Raw genomic sequence first — 21,119 nt, 5'->3', positions numbered from 1 at the left:
CGGGTCCAGTGCTCGATCGCCCCGTGGGACCGACGGTTGGCTCCAGGCCGTCGAGGGGGCGAGTTCGTGGCGGCAGCCGGGGTACGGCCGCGGGTCAGTGGGCCTCGGTGGCGGGCTCGATGGTGAGCGCCGAGAGGGCCTCGATCCGGGTGAGGGCGTCGGTGACGATCCCGTCGATCAGTTCGGCCACGGTCGGCAGGCTGTCGATGATGCCGGTCACCTGGCCGGCGGGCAGCACGCCCGCGTCGGTGCGACCTTCGACGAGACCGGCCTTGGTGAGCATCGCGGAGTTCGCCGCCATCACGACCTGAGACCAGCTGAGGTCCTTGGTCTTTCGCATAGACAGACCGTCACGCATCAGCGTCGACCATTTCATCCCGGTCATGCTCTTGAACTTGGCCGCGTTCGAGACCGCCGCCGACAGGCCGCGCCAGCCGCCGGAGTGCTCGAGCTTGGTCACCAGTTCGGTGTTGAGCATCCGATGCGGCATGCCGTCGACCTTCACCGACACCACCGTGTCCTGCAGGCCGCGCGCCAGGTACTGCTGTTTCACAGCCTCGGGCACGGTGCTCTCCTGGGTCAGCAGGAAGCGAGTGCCCATCGCGACACCGGCGGCGCCGTAGGACAGCGCGGCGGCCAGGCCGCGACCGTCGAAGAAGCCGCCCGCCGCGATCACCGGGATATCGACCGCGTCGAGCACCGACGGCAGCAGCAGCGTGGTGGCGACCGGGCCGGTGTGACCACCGCCCTCACCGCCCTGCACGATCACCGCGTCGGCGCCCCAGGACGCCACCTTCACCGCGTGTTTGGCGGCCCCGATCGACGGAACGACCACGACACCCGCGTCTTTGAGCCGGGCGATCAGCTCCTTCTTCGGCGCGAGCGCGAACGACGCCACCCGGACCTGCTCGCGAATGAGCAGTTCGATGCGCTCGCTCGCGTCGGTGGCGTCGGCGCGGATGTTCACGCCGAACGGCTTGTCGGTGAGCGACTTGGTCTTGGCGACCGCCGCCTCCAGCTCCTCGAAAGTCATTGTCGCCGAAGCGAGAATACCGAGTCCGCCCGCGTTCGCGGTGGCCGCGACCAGTCGTGGACCGGCGACCCAGCCCATGCCGGTCTGCACGACCGGGTGCTCGATGCCGACCAGTTCGGTCAGCGGTGTGCGCAAACGCCCGCTCATGCTGTCTCCATTCGGCGTGCTCGGGCGGCCTGCGTGGTTATGCTCCGCTGCCGCCTCCGGCCGCTGACCGCTCACGCCACCACTTCCTTCTCCCGAAACCCCCTGGGATCGAGCACGGTTCGAATGATCCGCAGCTCTTCCTCGGTCGGCAGCCTGGTCTCGCCCGCCGAATCCAGCTCGGCGATCTCGAAGGAGGTGTTCTCCGCGACCTCGGCCGGGCTCACCCCCGGGTGCAGCGACAGCGCGCGCAGGGTGTGATCGGGGCCGTTGAAATCGAACACGCCCAGGTTGGACACCACGCGGTGCAGGTGATGGAAGCGGTAGGCCGGGTTCTCGGGATCGATACGGTCGTAACCGATTCCGGAGATGATGTCGACCTGGTCGACGAACACCCGAGTGCTGTGCTTGGGCACGAAGTAGCTGGTCGCGTGGTTGATGGTGTTGCCCGGCGCGCCACGGACCCCGAACATCTGCCTGCTCGGCTGCTGTAGTGGACCGAAGGCCGACAGGTTCTGGTTGCCGAAACGGTCGATCTGGTTGGCGCCCATCACCACATGGCGACGGCCGGAGGCGACCACATCGAATACCCGGGAGAACGGAATCCAGCCCTCGACAGGCGCTTTGGCGCCGATCGCCGGTACCTCGGCGAACAACAGCGCCTCACCGTCGGACAGCAGCAGATCGGGTTCGAAGGTGAGCCGGGCCAGCCGCGCGCCGATGGTGGTGACGGTCGACATCGGACTCGCCATGATCTCGCCCGCCCCACGGAAGATCTCCGCAGCCGCGACGACACAGACCTCGGCGCGCGTGACGGTTCCGCTCTGTACTGCGGTCATGACTTCTGCTCCTCGGCGAAAGTGGCTACGGCGGACTGGTATTCCTCTTCGGAGACATCCAGGTAGCGGGCCTTGAACTCGGCCCACGACTCCGGCGTCTTCGCGGCCGCCACATAGTGCTTCTGAAACTTCTCGTCGCGCCCGTAGCTGCCCGAGAAGGTGAAGTGCGCGCCGCCGGGCGACTCGACCACACCGTCGACCAGCATGCGGTTGAGGATGATCGCCTGTTGCGGAACGGCTTTCACGAGCTCGTCGGTCTCGACGAGGCGATCCACCGAGACATACCGACGCTGCGCCGCGAGGCAGTACAGATCGTCGAAATAGGGATCGACGCCCGTGTAGGCCGCGTTGCCGTGCTTGTCGGCCAGATCCAGGTGCACGAACGACGCGTCCAGGTTCAGCGCGGGCATCGCGACCAGTGTCTCGACGCGGCCGTCGGCGGCGGGATACGGCGACGCGACGGTCTTCAGCTCGCCCTCCCAGAAGTCGAGCACCGCCGACCCGAGCCCGGCCCGGATCGGCAGGAAGGGCAGTCGCGCGGCGGCCGCCTGCAGCCCGCACTTCACCATTCCCTCGTCCATCTCGCGCACGGTGATCGCGCCCTCGGTGCGCGCCTTCGCGAACCACGGGTCGTAGAACGGCGCCGAATCCAGTGAGACGAACCCGTAGTATGCCTTGCGGACCTTGCCCGCCGAACACAGCAGGCCCAGGTCGGGGCCGCCGTAGGTGACCACGGTCAGGTCGGTGACATCGGAGCGCAGGAGCGCGCGCACCAGTGCCATCGGTTTGCGCCGTGAACCCCAGCCGCCGATGCCGATGGTCATGCCGCTGCGCAGCTCGCCGACCACCTCGTCGAGGGTCATTCGCTTGTCGCGCATGGCTTTCAGCTCTCCTTCTTCTGCGCGGCGAGATCGTCGTCGAAACGCGCCCTGATCTCGTCGGCGACACCGGCGAGGTTGAGCTCCATCGTGAAGCCCTGTTCGTAGCGGTAGGAACGGTGCACGTCCTGCATGTCGATGCCGTTGAGCGCGCGTTTGGCGGCGCGGATCACCCGGCCGTCCTTGTTCGCGATGTTCTTGGCGACCTCCATCGCGGCGGCGTCGAGTTCGGCGCGCGGCACCACCTTGTACACCGAGCCGAAGTGGTGCAGCTGCTGCGCGGTGAGCTTGCCCGCGGTGTAGAACATGGTGCGCATCAGGTGCTGGGGGACCAGCCGGGCCAGGTGCGTGGCCGCGCCGAGCGCGCCGCGGTCCACTTCGGGCAGGCCGAAGGTGGCGTCATCGGAGGCGACGATCACGTCGGAGTTGCCGACCAGGCCGATGCCGCCGCCCAGGCAGAAGCCGTTCACGGCGGTGACCACAGGCACCTCGCAGTCGTAGACCGCGGCGAAGGCATCGAAGCAGCCGTGGTTGGCGCGGATCAGCGCGGTATGGCCGGTGTCGGCGTTCATCTCCTTGATGTCGACGCCCGCGTTGAACCCGCGGCCCTCGGCGCGCAGCACGACCACCCGGGTCTGCTGGTTGCGGCCCGCCGCCCGGACGGCATCGGCCAGTGCGAACCAGCCGTCCGAGGGCAGGGCGTTGACCGGCGGGTAGTCGACTGTGACGACCTCTACCCCGTCGGCTTCGGTGTGACGGTTTATCCCCATCGCGATGTCTCCTCGTGCGCGCCCCGGCGATCCCGAGACAAAGCAAGCAATTGCTTGGTAGGTTAACACGGTGGCTGTAGAAATCGACCTTTCCGAGCAGATCGTTCTGGTGACAGGTGGCGTACGAGGCGTCGGCGCCGGAATCAGCCGCGCCTTCCTCGCCGCGGGCGCGACCGTGCTCACCTGCGCGCGCAGACCGGCCGACGAACCGATCACGGTGGGGGATCGCGGCACCGAACACCTCACCTGCGATGTACGCGATGTCGACGCGGTACCCGCGATGTTCGCCGAGATCGTCGCCAGGCACGGCCGGATCGACCACGTGGTGAACAACGCGGGCGGCGCGCCGTACTCCATGGCCGACGCCACGACCCCCAAATTCCACGCCAAGATCGTGGAGCTGAATCTGCTAGCGCCCCTGCTGATCTCGCAGCAGGCGAACGCGCTGATGCAGAAGCAGGACGAGGGCGGCTCGATCGTGATGATCACCAGCGTGAGCGGGCACCGGCCCTCACCCGGCACCGCCGCCTACGGCGCCGCCAAGGCAGGCCTGGACAGCCTGGTCACCTCGCTCGCCATCGAGTGGGCCCCGAAAGTCCGCCTCAACTCCGTAGTGGTCGGCCCCGTGAAAACCGAACTGAGCCACCTGCACTACGGCGACGCCGACGGCGTAGCCGCTGTAGCCAGAACCGTCCCGCTAGGTCGCCTGGCCGCCCCCGCCGACGTCGGCAACGCCGCCCTCTTCTTAGCCTCCCCCCTGGCCGCCCACATCAGCGGAGCCGCCCTGGTCGTCCACGGCGGCGGCGAACGCCCCGCCTTCCTGGACGCAGCCAATGCCGACAACTAGCCCCACCACCCACCACGATCTCTGTCCGCCCCGCATCCCGCAGGGCGGACGGAACGCCGAAGGCGCAGTACCGCCGAAGGATGTGAGGCCCCCCGGGCCGAAATCTCGCGGCGCCAGCCGCCAACCGATAAAAGCAACCCCGCCTCGCGACTGAACTCGCTCTCCCACGCAACCAACGCCACCCACCCAACCGTCGACCACGGATTTTCGGCCGCCTCGCATCCGAAGGGCGAGACGGACCGCCGAAGGCGCAGTATCGCCCTTCGGATGTGAGGCCCCCCGGGCCGAAAATCCCGCGGCGCCAGCCGCCAGATAAACACAGGAGCACAACATGACTGACCAGGTGATCTGCGCAGGTCGCACCGTAATCGTCACCGGTGCCGGCCGGGGTATCGGCCGTGCGCACGCCCTTGCGTTCGCCGCGGCGGGCGCCCGGGTGGTGGTCAACGATGTGGGTACCGCCCTCGATGGCGCCGCGACGACGGAGACTCCCGCTCAGCAGGTTGTCGATGAGATCGTCGCGGCCGGTGGTGAGGCCGTCGCCAACTACGACGACGTCGCCGATTGGGAGGGTGCCCGTCGGCTGATCCGGCAGGCCGTCGACACGTTCGGTGGGCTCGATGTGCTGGTCAACAACGCGGGCTTCGTGCGTGACCGGATGCTGGTGAATCTCGGCGAGGACGAGTGGGATGCCGTGGTCCGCGTGCACCTCAAGGGCCATTTCGCGACCATGCGTCATGCGGCCGAGTACTGGCGGGGCGAGTCGAAGGCGGGCCGCCCGGTGGATGCCCGCGTGATCAACACCAGTTCCGGCGCCGGTCTGCAGGGCAGTGTCGGTCAGGGCAATTACGGCGCCGCGAAGGCCGGTATCGCGGGTCTCACACTGACCGCGTCCGCCGAGTTCGGCCGCTACGGCGTCACTGTGAACGCTATCGCGCCCGCTGCCCGCACCCGGATGACCGAGACGGTTTTCGCCGACACCATGGGCGCCCCCGACGCGGGTTTCGACGCGATGGCCCCGGAGAACGTCTCGCCGCTGGTCGTGTGGCTCGGCAGCACCGAATCCGCCGGGGTGACCGGCCGGATGTTCGAGGTGGAGGGTGGAAAGGTGGCGCTGGCGCAGGGCTGGCTGCACGGCACTCCGGTCGATCGCGGCGCGCGCTGGAACCCCGCTGAGCTGGGTCCGGTCGTCAAGGAACTGATCGAGAAGAGCACCCCGCCGGAGCCGGTATACGGCGCCTAGCAAACTTCGCGGCGTCAGGCCGGGGATCGTCCCCGGCCGGTGCCTATGGCATTTCACACACGTCCAGGGGGCTGGACGACTCTTGCTCTCTCCTGCGGGCCCGTAGCCGTGGGTTTACTATGGGCATCTGTTCGTCGATCCCGGAATGTGTCGCGACCGGGGGTTAATTCTGCGCTGAATAACTAAGGGGGATCTAGCGCATGGCCATTGGTCGCATGTTGCGCGTGTTTGCCGCTGCGAGTGTGTTGGCCGGCTGTGCGTTAGCGGGGCCCGCGCTCGCGTCGGCCGCCCCGGAGAAACCGTCGACGCCTGCCGCGCAGGCACCCGGCAGCGGCAGCGCGGGGCAGGGCGCCAACGGTCGGACCACCACGCCCCCCACGCCCGATGAACTGAGCCTGCCCGGTCAGGGCAGGCCGACCGACCCGCAGACGGGTGCCCCTGTCACCGATGACAACGAATGGGCTTCCCTCACCATCCCCGGCGGGTCCGGCGCGGACGTCCCCACGAGGCAGGTCGCGGATCCCCTGTCCGGCTCCGCCGCCGTCGGCTCCGCCACGGCCGGTGCGGGTTCGGCAGCCTCGGGGGTAGTCCTCGGCGCGGGTTCGGCGGGCCTGGGCGTGCTGCTCGGTACCGGTTCGGCGGGCCTGGGCCTAGTTCTCGGCACCGGCTCCGCAGGCGCGGGCGCGGTTCTCGGCACCGGATCGGCGGGAGCCGCGGCAGTACTCGGCACAGGTTCGGCCGGTGCCGCGGCGGTACTCGGGACCGGATCGGCCGCTGTCGGTTCGGCCGCCGCGGGCACCGGTTCGGCCGCACTCGGTGCGGGCGCGGCAGTGCTCGGAACAGGTTCTGCCGCAGTAGGTTCCGCAGCCGTCGGGTCCGCCGCAGCGGGTTCCGCGGGTACGGGTTCGGCCGCTGTCGGCTCCGCCGCTGTCGGTTCGGCGGCAGTCGGCTCGGCCTCGCCGCTGCTCTTGCTCCTCATCCCGATCCCGTCGTTCCCGGCCGCCCCGGCGCTTCCGTCGATCGCGATCCCGCCCACACCCGCGGTTCCCGGTATTCCGAATATCGCTGTGGCGGTGCCTATTCCGGCGGCCGCTCCGCCCGCTGTCCAGGCTCCCGTCCCGGCCGTGCCGCAGGTCGTGGCGGCACCCGCACCGGCGGCGAAGCCGAACCACGAGTTCACGCCGACCAGTGACAACAGCGGCCTGCCCGAACCCGAACTCCTGTCGGTGATCGGCGGCCTGATCGCGCTCACCCTGGCCGGAACCGCTTCGGGCGCAGTGAGTTTCCAGGGCGCCGCGGCAGCCCAGGCGCGGGTGAACGCGGCGCGCGCCGAGTTCTTCGGACCGAGGTCGTGAGGGGATCGTCGATGAGTAAGAGCAAAACCCAGAGCACCTCCCGGTCCTATCGCCGCGTCGCCGCCGCCGTCGACGCGGTGTGCGCGGTGGCCGCCGACTCCGACGCCACCAGCCTGGACGAAGTAGTCCACGCCATCTCGGTGGAGCGCAAACGCGACATCGAGATCACCAGCGCGAGCCTGGGCCCCTGCGTGTGTGGTCAGCGCCGGTTCTATCCCGAACGCGACATCATCGTGCTCGCCGACGCGCTCCCGAGTCGCGATCACACCCTCGCGCACGAACTCGGCCACATCGTCTTCGACCATGAGGGCGCGCCCGCGGTGGAGACGACGCTCGAGGTCAGCGACGACCTGATCGCCTACATGCTCAGCCAGCGCGCCCACGCGCAGATCGTCGACGACGGCGCCGACGATCTCGCCGAATGGGAAGCCGAGACCTTCGCGGCCATGCTCATGACGCGGCTGCGCGTATTCAGCAACCGGGGCGCAGGCGTCTCGGTCCTTCGATTCGATGAGGCACTCGGATGACACTCTGGTTGACGGCCCTGCTGGTCTGGGTTGCCGCGGGAGCGCGAGTGGGCCGCGTGCTGGTGAAGCCCGCGACGACCGCCCGGGTGGCCATCGTCGTCGCGGTCGCGGCCGTGGCGCTCGCGGTGACCGTCGCCATTCCCGAGATGGCTGTCGCCATCGACAATCTGATGCCGGGTGGTGTGCGCGGTGGCTGGCTGTCCACCGGCCTGGTGATCTCGGCCTGGATCCTGTTCACCACGGCCACCTCCGTGGTGGCCTCGGCCGCGTGGCCGGTGGTCTCGCGACGCAATCTGCGCCAGGTCGCGATGGTCGTGTACGGCATCGGCACGGTGGCCATCGCGATCACGCTGGCGTGGTCGTTCACCGTCGGGTGGATCATGGTCGCGCTGGGCGCGGTATTCATCGTCACCACCGGTCTGCGCAATCTGGACTGGACCATCCTCGGTCGCGGCATCGCCATCTACATCGCGGGCACCGCGCTGGTCGCGGTGCTCGCGGTCGCCAATGTGGGCCGCGCGTTCCAGGACGCCGCGCCGACGTTGCCCGACGAACCGCTGTGGGGCTGGGCCGCGTGGGAGGTCGCGGCGCTGCTGATCGCGCTCGGTGCGGTGTCGATCGTGATCGAGCTGTGGTGGCGGGCCAAGGCGCTGCTGCGCAGGATCCGGCCACTGCACCAGTTGATGGTCGGCCGGTTTCCCGAGGTGGTCGCGCCCGAGCAGAACGCCACCTCGGCACAGCTCAAGGCCTCCGACCACATGGCACAGGTCATGGACGCGCTGTATCTGCTCTCGGGCAGTGGCGCCGTGATCCCGGCGGCCGGTGAGCCGCCGAACTCGGTGTCGCAGCGAGCCGCGGTGGTCGCCGAGTGGGCGCGAAATCCGTTGGGGGACTTGTTCGTCGACGCGCGCTGGATCGCACCGCCGCCCGGCATCAGCCCGCGCGGCTGGGTGCTTACGCTCGCGAATCAGTACGAGTACGCGTTGGCGGACGCGAAGGCTGAGCCACGAAACGCCGCGGCCGCGAAATGATCCACAGCACAGAAAACGGGCCTGAGCTGGTGGTTTCCCACCGTCTCAGGCCCGTTGTCTGCGTATCCGACGAATTTACGGCCGTACCGAGGACACCATCAGGTGCGTCAGGCCGACCGCTGTGTTGGTCCTATTCCGTTCCATCCGGAGGAATTTCGGGCAAGCCTTCGCTGGCCCGCAACTTCTCCGCCATCGAGGTGAGTAGATTCTGTGATTCCTCGGACAGGTCGAATGCCCTACTCGACAGTCGACGAAGTCCGTAACCCTGTAGCTGCGCGAGCAGCTCCAGGTCGTGATCGATCTTGGCCGCGTAGATATCGTTGAAGAAGTAGTCAGGCTTGACCTTGAAGAACTTCGCCAGGGCGGCCACCGTCTCATCAGACGGGTTCGTGCGTTGTCCCGACCGCAACTGCGAGAGATACGGCTTCGAGATCGGATGCCCGGAGGCAGTCAGCGCAGCCGCAACCTCTGCGTTGGTATGCGGCTTGCGCCCCGGGGGATGCACGGTTTCGAACAGCTTGTTCAGCCGCGCCGCGAAATCAGCCATTGTGAGCCGCCCAATTCCCTTCACTGTACTAACAGTCGTTATCTCGGATACGTATCATTGATATTAGCGGCTCAGTAACTGAAAACCTACGCCTGATTCGGGATTTCTCTACGATTTCCGACGTTCACTTGCGCGCAGGGGCGGCGGTGGTCGCGTTTGCGGGCCACGCCAACGGCTCTTGTGGAGCGCGGGGGCACCCGGGTTCGTGCCCGTCGCAGGGTTCTTCCTTCATAGCTTCGTGATAGCTAAAAGATAGCTGACATCTCATGATCCCCCGGCCCCCTGTGACTTTGTGGCGTACGACACGTTCCGGGCGCCCAGGGATGAATCTTCAACCTGGACGCCCGGATTCGGTTTGGATCAGTCTACAGCCGCTCGATGATTGTGCCCGTCGCGAGCGCGCCGCCGGCGCACATGAGCACCATGGCAGTGCCCTGACCTGTGCGTTCGAGTTCGTGTAGCGCGGTCGTGATCAAACGGGAGCCGGTAGAGCCCACGGGATGCCCGATTGCGATCGCACCGCCATTGACATTTACCCGTTCCATGTCAGGTTGATGCACAGCCGCCCACGAAAGTGCGACCGACGCGAATGCTTCGTTGATCTCGAAAAGATCGATATCGCCAATCGTCATTCCGGAGCGCTCCAGCAGGCGGGTGCACGCCTGGACCGGGCCGTCCAGGTGGAACTCCGGTTCGGCGCCGACGAGTACCTGGGTGTGAATCCGGGCGCGCGGACGCAGGCCTTTTCGGCGCGCGACGGTTTCGTCCATCAGCAGCACCGCGGCGGCACCGTCGGAGATCTGTGACGAGGTGCCCGCGGTGTGGATGCCGTCGGCCATGACCGGCTTCAGCGCCGCAAGTCCTTCGCGGGTGGTCGCGCGCAGGCCCTGGTCACGGCTGACCTCCACTTTCTCTCCGGTGGCCACGCCTTCGCTGTCGAGTACCGGCGCCGAGACCGGCAGTACCTCGCGGTCGTAGCGGCCTTCGGCCCAGGCCTGGGCGGCCAATTGCTGGGAGCGCAAACCGAATTCGTCGATATCGGACCGGGTGATCCCGCGCCTGCGGGCGATGCGCTCGGCGGCGCCGAACTGGTCGGGCAGATCGATCGACCACGACGCGGGACGGCGCGAGCCCGCCTCGGTGCCGAGATTGGCGCCCAGCGGCACCCGGCTCATCGCCTCGACACCACACGCGATGCCGACATCGATCGCGCCGGTGGCGATGAGGCCCGCGACGAGGTGGTTGGCCTGCTGGGCCGAGCCGCACTGGGCGTCGATCGTGGTCGCGCCGGTCTGCCACGGCAGGCCCGCGTGCAGCCAGGCGACGCGGGTGACGTTGTTGGACTGCTCGCCCGCCTGGGTGACGCAGCCGCCGATCACCTGCTCGACCTCGGCCGGGTCGAGGCCGGCCCGATCGAGTAGTCCGCGCTGTGCCAGGCCGAGCAGTTCGGCTGCGTGCAGTCCGGAAAGGTGCCCTCGACGTTTGCCGATCGGGGTGCGCACGGCTTCGACGATCACGGGTGTGCCCATCTGAATCTCCCTCATAACTGCAACAGGTTCTGATCTTGAGTTTAGGGTAAAACCGCGAGCTTCTTCCGTCGCGGCAACCCCTGTGCTTGAATGATTGTAGAACGTGTTTCAGTTTGTCGAAGGAGACATCTGGTGGTAGATCCGAGCACCGAACACGCCGGCCCCGTGACGGGTGCCCGGCCGAACCTGCCGCCCGGGTTCGACGTTACCGACCCGGCTATCTACGCCGAGCGGATTCCCGCCGAGGAGTTCGCCGAGCTGCGTCGGACGGCCCCGATCTGGTGGAACGAGCAGTCACCCGAGGTGGGTGGGTTCCACGACGACGGCTTCTGGGTGGTGAGCAAGCACGCCGACGTCAAGGAGGTGTCGCGCCGCAGCGAAGTGTTCTCGACCTTCGAGAACACCGCGATCCCGCGCTTCAGCGACGACATCCAGCGCGAGCAGATCGAATTGCAGCGCTTCGTCCTGTTGAACAAGGACGCCCCCGAGCACACCAAACTGCGCAAACTGATCTCCAAGGGCTTCACCCCGCGCGCGATCAACGGCCTGCGCGCCGAGCTCTCGGCCCGTGCCGAAGGCATCGTGAAGCGGGCGCTCGAGTCCGGCAGCGGCGACTTCGTCACCCAGGTGGCGTGTGAGCTGCCGCTGCAGGCCATCGCCGAACTGATCGGTGTGCCGCAGGAGGACCGGATGAAGGTCTTCGACTGGTCCAACGACATGACCAGCTACGACGATCCGGACAGCACCGCCGATCCGGTCGCCGCGTCGATGGAGATCCTCGGCTACGCCTACCAGATGGCCGAGGCCAGGAAGGCCTGTCCGGCCGACGATCTGGTGACCACGCTCATCGAGGCCGACGTCGACGGTGAGCACCTCACACCGGAGGAGTTCGGCTTCTTCGTGATCGTGCTGGCCGTCGCGGGTAACGAGACGACCCGCAACGCCATCACCCACGGCATGATCGCCTTCATGGAGAACCCCGACCAGTGGGAGTTGTTCAAGAAGGAGCGCCCGGCCACCGCGGCGGACGAGATCATCCGCTGGGCGACCCCGGTGACCTCCTTCCAGCGCACCGCGCTCGAGGACACCGAGCTGGGCGGGGTGCAGATCAAGAAGGGCCAGCGACTGGTCATGCTGTACCGCTCGGCAAACTTCGACGAAGAGGTTTTCGAGAACCCGGAGAAGTTCGACATCACCCGGCCCGACAACCAGCACCTGTCCTTCGGCGGCACCGGCGCCCACTTCTGCGTCGGCGCGAACCTGGCTCGGCTCGAAGTCGATCTGATCTTCAACGCGATTGCTGATCATCTGCCCGATATCACGCAAATCGGTGATCCGAAACGTCTGCGTTCGGGTTGGCTCAATGGAGTCAAGGAGCTGCCGGTCGATTACAAGGGCACCGGTTGCCCCGTCGCGCACTGAGTCACTGACAACGAGAACAGCCCGGGACCTTTCGGTCCCGGGCTGTTTTATTGGAGCGCTGGCGCGCTCGAGGTCGCGGCCCTGAATGGCCCGCCGGTCAGGCGCCGGGGCTTGCTCCTTCGTCGCTTTGCCCCGGCGCCTGACCGGCGGGCCGGCCGCGACCGGCCACTGCGTGGCCGCCCCTCCCTAGGGGTCGGGGGTCGTTGTTCGGCTGGCCGGCCATTGCTGGTTTTTGCGGGGTGGGGTCATTATTTCGGGCGGGTTGTTGCCATTGCGCGGTCTACTTCCCAGAAGGCGCGTAACGCGGCTATCTTGCCTTCGGCATCGACCTTGTAGGTGAATACGCCCTCCGCGTCGATGACGTGGCCTGCCATGGTGGTGCGGATCAGGCCGGTGAAGGCGATTTCATTTCCGCAGGCGAACGAGTCCTCGAAGCGGAATTCGATGGAATCGGTGAGGGCGATGGCCTTGTCCCAGAAGGCGCCGATGGCCTCGTGGCCACGGTGGCCGACGCCGTCGGGATCGAAACCCGAAGGGCCGACGGGATCTTCGACGATTCCGTCCTCGGCGAACAGGGCGACCCAGGCTGCGCGGTCCTTCGCTTTGACGGCGGCCTGGGATGCCAGGCCCGCGGCACGGGCGGTGCGTTCGATGGTGGTCATGCGTGCGCCTTCGCGATGATGGGGTCGGCGATGTACTTCTCGGCGAACTTGCGCAGCGAGTCCTGCTTGGCTGCCAGCTCGCCGTCGAAACCGATACCGTCGGACAGCCACGGCACCACGATGTTGTCGGTGACGCCCGCGTCGGCGAGGTCCTGGTAGCCGTCGCGGCCGAACTTGTCGATGCAGACGGACTGGATCTCGAAGGGTTGCTCGGACCGGCCGTATTCGGCACGCAGGTCGCCCAGCGTGCCGATGGTGGTGACGAGGTCGTCGAACTTCATCATCGCCGAGGTCCAGCCGTCACCGATACGGGCGGCCCGGCGTAGCGCCGGACCGGTGTGTCCGCCGATGTAGAACGGCACCCGCTCGCTCGGCGCCGGACTGATCTGCAGCTGGTCGAAATCGAAGAACTCGCCGTGGAATTCGACCATCCCGCCGTCCAGGACCAGCTTGATGATCTCGATCATCTCGTCGACCCTGGCGCCACGGCGGGCATACGGAACACCACACCACTCGAATTCCTCTGGCGCCCAGCCGATTCCCACACCGAAGCCGAAGCGATTGCCGGACATGTTGGCGATCGAGCCGACCTGGCGGGCCAACAGCAGCGGATTGCGCGAACCGAGCTTGAGGACATTGGTGTAGAACCGCAGCTTCGTGGTGACCGCCGCCATGGACGCGGCGGCGATCAGTGGATCCACCCACGGTGTCTCCGGGCCCCAGAAGCGGCTGCCGTCGGGGGTGTACGGGTAGTCGGCGGCCTGCGACTTCATATAGAACAGCGAGTCGGGCAGGCCGATGGAGGTGAACCCGCATTCTTCGGCCGTCTTGGCCAGCTCGGTGAGCTGGTCCAAGGGGCTCAGTGCGACACCGAGGGTGAATTTCATGCCGGACGCTCGCTTCCCACGACCCACATCGAGAAGTACTGGGAACCGCCGCCGTACGCGTGGCCGAGCGCCTTGCGCGCGTTCGGCACCTGGTACGCGCCCGCGCGTCCCATCACCTGCTTGGCCGCCTCGGCGAAGCGGATCAGGCCGGAGGCGCCGATCGGGTTGGACGAGAGGACGCCGCCCGATGGGTTCACCGGAATACGTCCACCGATCTCGGTCTCGCCCTTGTCGGTGAGTTTCCAGCCGTCGCCCTCCGCCGCGAAGCCGAGATTCTCGAGCCACATCGGCTCGAACCAGGAGAACGGCACATAGATCTCGGCCACATCGATCTCGTCCAGCGGGTCGGTGATCCCCGCCGACTCCCACAGGGCGGCGGCGGCGTCGCGGCCCGCCCGCGGGTTCACCTGGTCGCGACCGGCGAAGGTGGTCGGTTCGGTCCGCATCGCGGTGCCGTGTACCCAGGCGACCTTCTTACCTTCGGCTTCGACTGCCGCGGCGGCCTCGGCATCGCCGATCACCACCGCGCACGCGCCGTCGGAGGACGGGCAGGTCTCATCGAAACGGATCGGGTCCCAAAGCATCTGGGACGCCAGCACCGACTCGAGGGTGATGTCGGGCTGATGCAGGTGCGCGAGTGGGTTCTTCGCGCCGTTGCGTCGATCCTTCACCGCCACCATCGCGCCGATGTGCAGCGGCGCGTTCGAGCGCCGGATGTAGGAGCGCACATGCGGCGCGAAGTACCCGCCCGCGCCCGCGCCGACCGGCATGGTGAACGGCACCGGAATCGACAACGCCCACATGGCATTCGACTCCGACTGCTTCTCCCAGGCGATGGCGAGGACGCGCTTGTGCACCCCACCCTGCACCAGGTTGGCGGCGACGACGCCGGTGGAACCACCGACCGAGCCCGCGGTGTGCACGCGGATCAACGGCTTGCCCGCCGCGCCGAGCGCCTCGGCCATGTACAGCTCGGGCATCATGACGCCCTCGAAGTAGTCGGGGGCCTTGCCGACGACGACAGCGTCGATATCGGCGATGGTCAGACCCGCGTCATCGAGTGCGCGATCGATGGCCTCGCGGCACATGCCCGCCATGGACACGTCCGTACGTTTTGTCACGTGATGAGTTTGGCCGGTGCCGAGCACCGCGGCGGGGAAGCTCACTGGACCTCCATGACGGCGACCAGATTCTGTTGCAGCGCAGGGCCGCTGGTCGCATGAGCGAGGGTCCGGTTCGCGGAGCCGGACATGATGGCTTTGGCTGCGTTGCCGATTCGTTCGAGACCCGCCGCGAACATCGGGTTCGCGGCGAGGGCGCCGCCGGAGGGGTTGATGCGGGTGTCCGCGGACAGCCCGATCGCCTCGGCGAGAATCAGCTGCTGGTGGCTGAACGGCGCGTGCAGTTCGGCGACGTCGAAGCTGGTGTTGCCGCCGGTCGCCGCCGCGGCCGCCTTGGTGGTGGAGGGGGAGCGGGTCAGATCGCGACCGCCCAGTGCCTGGGCGTCGATGTTGTGCGCGATTCCAGTGATCCACGCGGGCCGCTCGCAGAGCTCGCGCGCGCGATCGCCGACCGCGAGCACGATCGCGGCCGCGCCGTCGGTGATCGGCGCGATGTCGTGGGCGCGCAGCGGGTCGGCCACGTAGGGCGCGCCGAGGTCACCGCCCGCGACGGCCGCCATGTCCTGCTCGGTCCACCGGCCCGAATCCAGACCGGCACGCGCCTGCAAGCCGGCGATCGAGACCGCGTCGGGCCACAGCGGCGCGACCAGGTAGGGGTCGAGCTGCATGGTCAGCACCTGGCGCAGCGTGCCGGCCGACGACTTGCCGAAGCCGTACACGAGTGCGGTCTGCGCCTGGCCGGAACGCAGTTTCACCCACGCTTCGTAGAGCGCCCACGCGGCGTCCATCTCCACGTGCGACTCGTTGATCGGGGGAACGGCGCCGATCGCGTCGATCGCCGAGATGAACGAGAACGCGCGACCGGCGAGGAAGTCGGAGGACCCCGAGCACCAGAAGTCGATATCGGCCTTGGTGATGCCGAGCTCGGCGTAGAGCTGCTGGAAGCACGGCACGAGCATCTCGACACCGTTGGTGGTGCCGAAGGTTTCGGGGACATGTGGTGCGTGGGCGAAGCCCACCACCGCGATCTCGGGCAGGCTCGCGTCGCTGCCGGAGGATGCTGATGTGGTCAACGTCGCCTCTCTAGAGGTGGTGCTGGTAGGACTCGTAGGGAGCGTCTGGCTCCCCGGTGGGCCGGAAGTGGTCGATATTGGCCAGCGTGTGGCCCCACTCCTCGCGGGGTTTCCACACCGCCTCGACCTGCATACCCATCCGCACCTCGTCGGCCTCGCAGCCGAGGATCAGGTGCAGGACCGGGATGTCGGCGCCGTCGAGGAGCACGTAGGCGGCCACGTACGGAGGCTTGATCCGCTGGCCGAGGAACGGCACATTGACGATGCAGAACGTGGTCACCGTGCCCTTGTCGGGCAGCTCGACCAGGTCGTCGGTGGGTTTGCCGTCGGTCGGATTGGCGCCGCGCGGCGGGAAGTACACCCGCCCGCCCGCTTCGGAACGGCCGCCGATGAGCTTGCCCTCGGCCAGCCCGCGCAGGTAGACGCTCTCCTGCGGAGAGGCGGTGTGCTTGTAGTCGAGGTCGACGGGCGTGGTCAGGATGGTGATCGGCGCTTGTTCGGAATAGTCGGCGGGGCTGGTGGCCTCGCCCGGTTCGAAGTAGGCGATGTCCTGGATGCGGCCGGTGCGCTCGTCGGCCCAGCGGGCACTGACCCGCATTCCGGTGCTGAGTTGTCCGGGATCGGTCACGTCGAGGGCGTGCAGCAGGGCGGTGTCGGCGCCGTCGAGCTGGATCAGCCCCCACGCGAACGGGCGGTCGAAGGGCTGGCCGGGCAATGGCTCGGACACCCACGTCCAGGACGTGACGGTGCCGGTCGCCGCCACCTCGACCAGTTCGGCCAGCGCCGCGCTGGTGTGTGGATCGTATTCTGGCGGTGGCACGAGTATTCGCCCGTCGCTGCCGCGCGCGCCGAGTATCCGGCGTTCGCGCAGTCCGGTCAGAAAGGCGCCGATGATGGGTCCGACGGACCTGGTGTAGTCGAATCGCACCCTCAGGGGTGCACTCAATACTTCCACTGCGGTATTCCCCTGGGTCACGATATCGAGTAGAACAGGTTCTTATTCTGCTCGCAAGCATTCGCCGAAAGGGCGCCGATCATGAAATTCGGACTTCAGCTCGGATACTGGGGCGCGCAGCCGCCCGTCAACGCGGGCGAGTTGGTGATCGCGGCCGAGGAGACGGGCTTCGACGCGGTGTTCGCCGCCGAATCGTGGGGCTCGGACGCCTTCACCCCGCTGGCCTGGTGGGGGTCGTCCACCGAGCGCGTGCGCCTGGGCACCTCCGTCGCTCAGTTGTCGGCGCGTACCCCCGCGGCGGCGGCGATGCACGCGCTCACGCTGGATCACCTCAGCGGCGGCCGGGCCATTCTCGGCCTCGGCGTCTCCGGTCCGCAGGTGGTGGAGGGCTGGTACGGGCAGCCGTTCGCGCAGCCGCTGCGACGCACGCGCGAGTACGTCGACATCGTGCGCAAGGTACTGGCCCGCGAGGCTCCGGTGACCTCGGACGGTCAGCACTACGGACTTCCGTACACCGGCCCCGGCGCGACCGGGCTCGGCAAGCCACTCAAGCCGATCGTGCATCCGCTGCGCGCTGAGCTGCCGATCTGGCTGGGTGCGGAGGGTCCCAAGAACGTCGCGCAGACCGCTGAGATCGCCGACGGCTGGCTCGCGATCTACTACGCACCCCGACTGGCCGGGATGTACAACGAGTGGCTCGACGAGGGCTTCGCGCGGTCGGGCGCGCGCCGTTCGCGCGACGATTTCGAGATCGCGGCCAGCGCGCAGGTGGTGATCACCGACGATCCGGCGGCGGAGATCGAGCGGATGCGCTGGGTGAGCGCTCTCTACATCGGCGGCATGGGCGCGCCCGAGCTGAACTTCCACGCCCAGGTGTACAAGCGGATGGGCTACGGCGCCGAGGTGGACGAGATCTCCGCGCTGTTCCAGGCGGGGCGCAAGGCCGAGGCCGCGGCGGCGGTGCCCGACGAGCTGATCACCGACACCGCGATCTTCGGCGACGAGGCCCATGTGCGCTCCCGGTTGAAGGAATGGGAGGACGCGGGCGTGACGATGATGCTGATCTCGGTCTCCGATGCCGAACAAATGCGTAGGCTCCAACCCCTTGCCGCCATGTAGAACACGTTCTAGATTCGAAGGGTGAGCAGCCAGCAGACAACGGAAGTCCTCGGACTGTGGAATATCGCCGAGGCCGATCCCGAACGCATCGCCCTCGTCGACCCGGACGGTAGGGAGGTCAGCTATCGAGAATTGGCCACTCTCGCCAACCGTTACGCCAACGGACTACGCGGCATCGGATTGCGCACCGGCGACGTGGTGGTCAGCATGCTGCACAACGGGGTCGAGGCGATCGCCGCGTACTTCGCCGCCTACCAGTCCGGTTTCTACATCGTCGCGGTGAACTGGCACCTCACCGCGCCGGAGATCGCCTACATCCTCGGCGACAGCGAGGCCTCGGCGTTCCTGGCCAGTGAACGGTTCGCCGACACCGCGGCCGAGGCCGCCGACCTCGCGGAACTGTCCGCCGATGTCCGCTTCTCGGCGGGCACGATCCCCGGGTTCCGGCCGGTGTCGTGGCTCGGCGCCGCCGACACCGGTCGCCCCGACGAGCGGTCCATCGGCGCGCCGATGCTCTACACCTCGGGCACGACCGGTCGGCCCAAGGGCGTTCGCCGCCCACTGACCGGTGCCGATCCCGATGTCGTGCCCGCGGCGAATCAGGCCTACTTCAGTCTGTTCGGCCTCGGTCCCTACGACGATCACGTGCACATCTGCGGCTCGCCGCTCTATCACACGGCCGTGCTGAACAACTCGACGATCTCGATCCAGATGGGGCACAAGCTCGTGCTGATGGATCGCTGGGACGCCGAGGGCATGCTCGCGCTGATCGAGAAGTACAAGGTCACCCACAGCCACATGGTGCCGACGCAGTTCAACCGGCTGCTGGCCCTGCCCGACGAGGTGCGGGCCCGCTACGACATGTCCTCGTTGCGCAGCATGATCCACGGTGCGGCGCCGTGCCCGCCGGACACCAAGCGACGCATGCTCGAGTGGTGGGGGCCGGTCGTCACCGAGTACTACGCCGCGACCGAGGGCGGCGGCACGGTGATCAGCGGCGCCGAATGGCTGGAGAAGCCGGGCTCGGTGGGCAAGTCGTGGCCGTGGTCGGTGGTGAAGGTGCTCGACGAGCAGGACGGCACCGAACTGCCCGCGGGCAAAGAGGGCCTGATCTACATGAAGATGGGCGCGTCCAGCTTCGAATACCACAAGGCCAAGGAGAAGACCGAGGAGTCGCGCGTCGGTGAGATGTTCACCGTCGGCGACATCGGCTACTTCGACGCCGACGGCTACCTGTTCCTCTGCGATCGACGCTCGGACCTCATCCTCTCGGGCGGGGTGAACATCTACCCGGCCGAGATCGAAGGCGTGCTGATGAGCCACCCGAAGATCGCCGATGTGGCGGTTCTCGGTGTACCCGACCCGGATTGGGGTCAGCAGGTGAAGGCCTTCGTGCAGCCGGTCGAGGGCATCGAGGGCGACGACGAACTCACCGCCGACATCCTCGAATTCGCCGCCGGTCAGCTCGCCAAGTACAAGCTGCCCCGCACGGTGGAATACCGCGCGGAGCTGCCCCGCGATCCCAACGGAAAGCTGTACAAGCGCCGCCTGCTGTGAAAACCCTTGCCGCTCAGACGGGCTCGCGCCACTGCGGTTCGAGCCCGAAGAGCGGGAACAGGCGCTGGGTGTCGAGGAAGAAGTTGAGGCCGGCGATCGTGTCGCCCTCCAGTTCGAGCACCGTGATCGACCACGGCACCCAGACGCCGGGTTCCTCGCTCGGCTTGTAATGGCCGAAGGCGGGCGAACCGTTGGCGCCGACCAGCGGCACCATCCGCGAATTGCGGCACGCGCTGCCCGTGCTGAGCATGAACGCGGCCACGTTCTCCGGGCCCGAGATCCAGAGATCGAACGGCGGCATCGACAGCGCCACATCGGCTTTGAGCAGCGTGGTGAGCGCGTCCATGTCGTAGGCCTCGAACGCCGTGACGAAATCGTCGATGAGTTTACGCTGACCGGGATCGGTCTCGTCGAAACTGTCGGACACGGTCGGCTGCACTTTGGACATGGTGGCCCTGGCCCGCTGGAGCGCGCTGTTCACCGACGCGGGCGACATCATCAGCGCCTCGGCGGTCTCACCCGCGGAGAAGCGAAGCACCTCACGCATGATCAGGATCGCGCGCTGGGTGGCGGGCAGGTGCTGGCAGGCCGCGACGAAGGCCAGCCGCAGCGTATCCCGGGTGGAAGCGTGCTCGGCCGGATCGGCGCCGAAGGCCAGCCCGTTCGGGATCGGTTCGATCCACACATAATCGGGCTGTGGCATCGGCAGTGGTGAATCCGGGCGGCCCGGCCCGTTGAGATCCATCGGTCTGGCGCGACTCTGTGGACGGTCGAGCATGTCCAGACAGATATTGGTGGCGATCTTGTAGAGCCACGAGCGCAGACTCGCGCGGCCCTCGAAGGAATCGTAGGAGCGCCAGGCGCGGGTGAATGTTTCCTGCACGGCGTCTTCGGCCTCGAACGAGGAACCGAGCATGCGGTAGGCATACGCGCACAACTCGCGCCGATGCGTCTCGAATTCGGCCAGGACAGCGGGATCGGGGCCGGTGGTGGCGGTTGTGGCGTCGGTCATAGTTTCACGATGCCACAGGGGTCCGACAGTCGACAGGGGCGAAAACGGACTATCGCGATTTCACGGGATGCGATGAATCCGCGTCGACCGCCACGTCTACATGTTCGAGACCGCAACGACGCCCGAAAGGCCGATCCCATGAGCAACAAGATGATCTTCGTCAACCTGCCAGTCGCCGACCTCGACCGCTCCAAAGCCTTCTACGAGGCGCTCGGCTGGAAGGTGAACGAGGACTTCACCGATCAGAACGCGTCGTGCATCGTCATCGACGACAACATCTGCCTGATGCTGCTGACCAAGCCGTTCTTCTCGACCTTCAGTACGCGGCCGATCGCCGACACCATCAACACCGCGGCTGCGGGGTATGCGCTGTCGTTGGGCAGTGCTGAGGAGGTGGATGTGTTGACCGATGCTGCTGTTGCGGCGGGTGCTACCGAGGAGACCAATGACGATAAGCGTGCGCAGGAGGCTCAGGTGGGGATGCACGGTCGGACGTTCATCGATCCGGATGGGCATCAGTGGGAGCCGTTCTACATGGATTACCCGGGGGCATGAGGTTCGGGTGTGT

General features: G+C 67.3%; 21 protein-coding genes. 9 read left to right on the top strand and 12 right to left on the bottom strand.

Annotated elements, in window-relative coordinates; genetic code table 11:
* Positions 1-94: 94 nt before the first annotated feature.
* The 4 genes from NA12_RS21220 to NA12_RS21205 all read right to left on the bottom strand — a co-directional run bounded on the left by NA12_RS21220 (position 95) and on the right by NA12_RS21205 (position 3,664).
* Positions 95-1,180 (bottom strand): NAD(P)H-dependent flavin oxidoreductase, encoded by a 1,086-nt coding sequence (locus tag NA12_RS21220; RefSeq protein WP_067454057.1) that lies wholly within the window; start codon positions 1,178-1,180, stop codon positions 95-97.
* Positions 1,181-1,251: 71 nt separating this feature from the next.
* Complete coding sequence (locus NA12_RS21215; RefSeq protein WP_067454054.1) at positions 1,252-2,016, bottom strand: CoA-transferase subunit beta; 765 nt, start codon at positions 2,014-2,016, stop codon at positions 1,252-1,254.
* The gene (locus NA12_RS21210) at positions 2,013-2,903 is read right to left on the bottom strand and encodes a CoA transferase subunit A (RefSeq protein ID WP_067454051.1); all 891 of its coding nucleotides are present in this window, start codon (positions 2,901-2,903) and stop codon (positions 2,013-2,015) included. Before NA12_RS21210 ends, NA12_RS21215 begins: the two co-directional genes overlap by 4 nt.
* On the bottom strand, positions 2,900-3,664 hold the full coding sequence (locus tag NA12_RS21205; RefSeq protein ID WP_067454048.1) for an enoyl-CoA hydratase family protein: 765 nt from the start codon (positions 3,662-3,664) through the stop codon (positions 2,900-2,902). Before NA12_RS21205 ends, NA12_RS21210 begins: the two co-directional genes overlap by 4 nt.
* Before the next feature lie 70 nt (positions 3,665-3,734).
* Here NA12_RS21205 and NA12_RS21200 point away from each other — a divergent pair, with 70 nt between their 5' ends.
* The 5 genes from NA12_RS21200 to NA12_RS21180 all read left to right on the top strand — a co-directional run bounded on the left by NA12_RS21200 (position 3,735) and on the right by NA12_RS21180 (position 8,667).
* Complete coding sequence (locus NA12_RS21200) at positions 3,735-4,511, top strand: SDR family oxidoreductase (RefSeq protein WP_067454046.1); 777 nt, start codon at positions 3,735-3,737, stop codon at positions 4,509-4,511.
* A 331-nt stretch (positions 4,512-4,842) separates the two neighbouring features.
* Positions 4,843-5,754 carry an SDR family oxidoreductase gene (locus tag NA12_RS21195; RefSeq protein ID WP_067454043.1) on the top strand — a complete coding sequence of 304 codons (912 nt, stop codon included), beginning with the start codon at positions 4,843-4,845 and terminating at the stop codon, positions 5,752-5,754.
* Between the two features lie 215 nt (positions 5,755-5,969).
* Entirely contained in the window at positions 5,970-7,109 is a 1,140-nt protein-coding gene (locus tag NA12_RS21190; RefSeq protein WP_132369756.1) for a hypothetical protein, read from the top strand.
* 11 nt (positions 7,110-7,120) lie between these two features.
* Positions 7,121-7,636 (top strand): ImmA/IrrE family metallo-endopeptidase, encoded by a 516-nt coding sequence (locus tag NA12_RS21185; protein WP_067454037.1) that lies wholly within the window; start codon positions 7,121-7,123, stop codon positions 7,634-7,636.
* On the top strand, positions 7,633-8,667 hold the full coding sequence (locus tag NA12_RS21180; RefSeq protein WP_067454035.1) for a hypothetical protein: 1,035 nt from the start codon (positions 7,633-7,635) through the stop codon (positions 8,665-8,667). Before NA12_RS21185 ends, NA12_RS21180 begins: the two co-directional genes overlap by 4 nt.
* 130 nt (positions 8,668-8,797) lie before the next feature.
* Here the strand turns inward: NA12_RS21180 and NA12_RS21175 are convergent, their stop codons facing one another.
* Both NA12_RS21175 and NA12_RS21170 read right to left on the bottom strand, forming a co-directional pair.
* The gene (locus tag NA12_RS21175; RefSeq protein ID WP_019044759.1) at positions 8,798-9,214 is read right to left on the bottom strand and encodes a helix-turn-helix domain-containing protein; all 417 of its coding nucleotides are present in this window, start codon (positions 9,212-9,214) and stop codon (positions 8,798-8,800) included.
* Between the two features lie 365 nt (positions 9,215-9,579).
* Positions 9,580-10,743, bottom strand: a complete 1,164-nt coding sequence (locus NA12_RS21170) for a steroid 3-ketoacyl-CoA thiolase (RefSeq protein ID WP_067454032.1) — start codon at positions 10,741-10,743, stop codon at positions 9,580-9,582.
* Between the two features lie 132 nt (positions 10,744-10,875).
* Between NA12_RS21170 and NA12_RS21165 the strand changes: the two genes are divergently transcribed.
* Positions 10,876-12,165 carry a cytochrome P450 gene (locus NA12_RS21165; protein WP_243654809.1) on the top strand — a complete coding sequence of 430 codons (1,290 nt, stop codon included), beginning with the start codon at positions 10,876-10,878 and terminating at the stop codon, positions 12,163-12,165.
* A 248-nt stretch (positions 12,166-12,413) separates the two neighbouring features.
* On the opposite strand, the gene NA12_RS21160 is transcribed toward NA12_RS21165, so the two are convergent.
* Genes NA12_RS21160 through NA12_RS21140 form a run of 5 tightly spaced genes read right to left on the bottom strand, consistent with a single transcriptional unit; the run spans position 12,414 to position 16,884 of the window.
* Positions 12,414-12,827 carry a nuclear transport factor 2 family protein gene (locus NA12_RS21160; protein ID WP_067454029.1) on the bottom strand — a complete coding sequence of 138 codons (414 nt, stop codon included), beginning with the start codon at positions 12,825-12,827 and terminating at the stop codon, positions 12,414-12,416.
* On the bottom strand, positions 12,824-13,714 hold the full coding sequence (locus NA12_RS21155; RefSeq protein ID WP_067454026.1) for a TIGR03619 family F420-dependent LLM class oxidoreductase: 891 nt from the start codon (positions 13,712-13,714) through the stop codon (positions 12,824-12,826). Before NA12_RS21155 ends, NA12_RS21160 begins: the two co-directional genes overlap by 4 nt.
* Positions 13,711-14,880 (bottom strand): thiolase family protein, encoded by a 1,170-nt coding sequence (locus tag NA12_RS21150; RefSeq protein WP_067454023.1) that lies wholly within the window; start codon positions 14,878-14,880, stop codon positions 13,711-13,713. The genes NA12_RS21155 and NA12_RS21150 overlap by 4 nt, the downstream gene beginning before the upstream one ends.
* Positions 14,877-15,872, bottom strand: a complete 996-nt coding sequence (locus tag NA12_RS21145; protein ID WP_067454624.1) for a thiolase family protein — start codon at positions 15,870-15,872, stop codon at positions 14,877-14,879. Before NA12_RS21145 ends, NA12_RS21150 begins: the two co-directional genes overlap by 4 nt.
* Positions 15,873-15,918: 46 nt before the next feature.
* A complete protein-coding gene (locus tag NA12_RS21140) occupies positions 15,919-16,884 on the bottom strand; it encodes a Zn-ribbon domain-containing OB-fold protein (RefSeq protein WP_067454020.1) in 966 nt (321 codons plus the stop codon).
* Between the two features lie 60 nt (positions 16,885-16,944).
* On the opposite strand from NA12_RS21140, the gene NA12_RS21135 reads away from it, so the two are divergent.
* Positions 16,945-17,982: an LLM class F420-dependent oxidoreductase gene (locus NA12_RS21135; protein ID WP_067454017.1), complete on the top strand. Its 1,038-nt coding sequence runs from the start codon at positions 16,945-16,947 to the stop codon at positions 17,980-17,982.
* A 21-nt stretch (positions 17,983-18,003) separates the two neighbouring features.
* A complete protein-coding gene (locus tag NA12_RS21130; protein ID WP_067454013.1) occupies positions 18,004-19,539 on the top strand; it encodes an acyl-CoA synthetase in 1,536 nt (511 codons plus the stop codon).
* A 13-nt stretch (positions 19,540-19,552) separates the two neighbouring features.
* Here the strand turns inward: NA12_RS21130 and NA12_RS21125 are convergent, their stop codons facing one another.
* Positions 19,553-20,551, bottom strand: a complete 999-nt coding sequence (locus NA12_RS21125) for a sigma-70 family RNA polymerase sigma factor (RefSeq protein ID WP_067454010.1) — start codon at positions 20,549-20,551, stop codon at positions 19,553-19,555.
* 138 nt (positions 20,552-20,689) lie between these two features.
* On the opposite strand from NA12_RS21125, the gene NA12_RS21120 reads away from it, so the two are divergent.
* Positions 20,690-21,106: a VOC family protein gene (locus tag NA12_RS21120; RefSeq protein WP_067454007.1), complete on the top strand. Its 417-nt coding sequence runs from the start codon at positions 20,690-20,692 to the stop codon at positions 21,104-21,106.
* Positions 21,107-21,119: the final 13 nt, after the last annotated feature.

It is taken from the genome of Nocardia alba NBRC 108234, assembly GCF_001612665.1.
GTDB lineage: Bacteria > Actinomycetota > Actinomycetes > Mycobacteriales > Mycobacteriaceae > Nocardia > Nocardia alba.
This window is presented reverse-complemented; position numbering and strand designations above follow the sequence as displayed.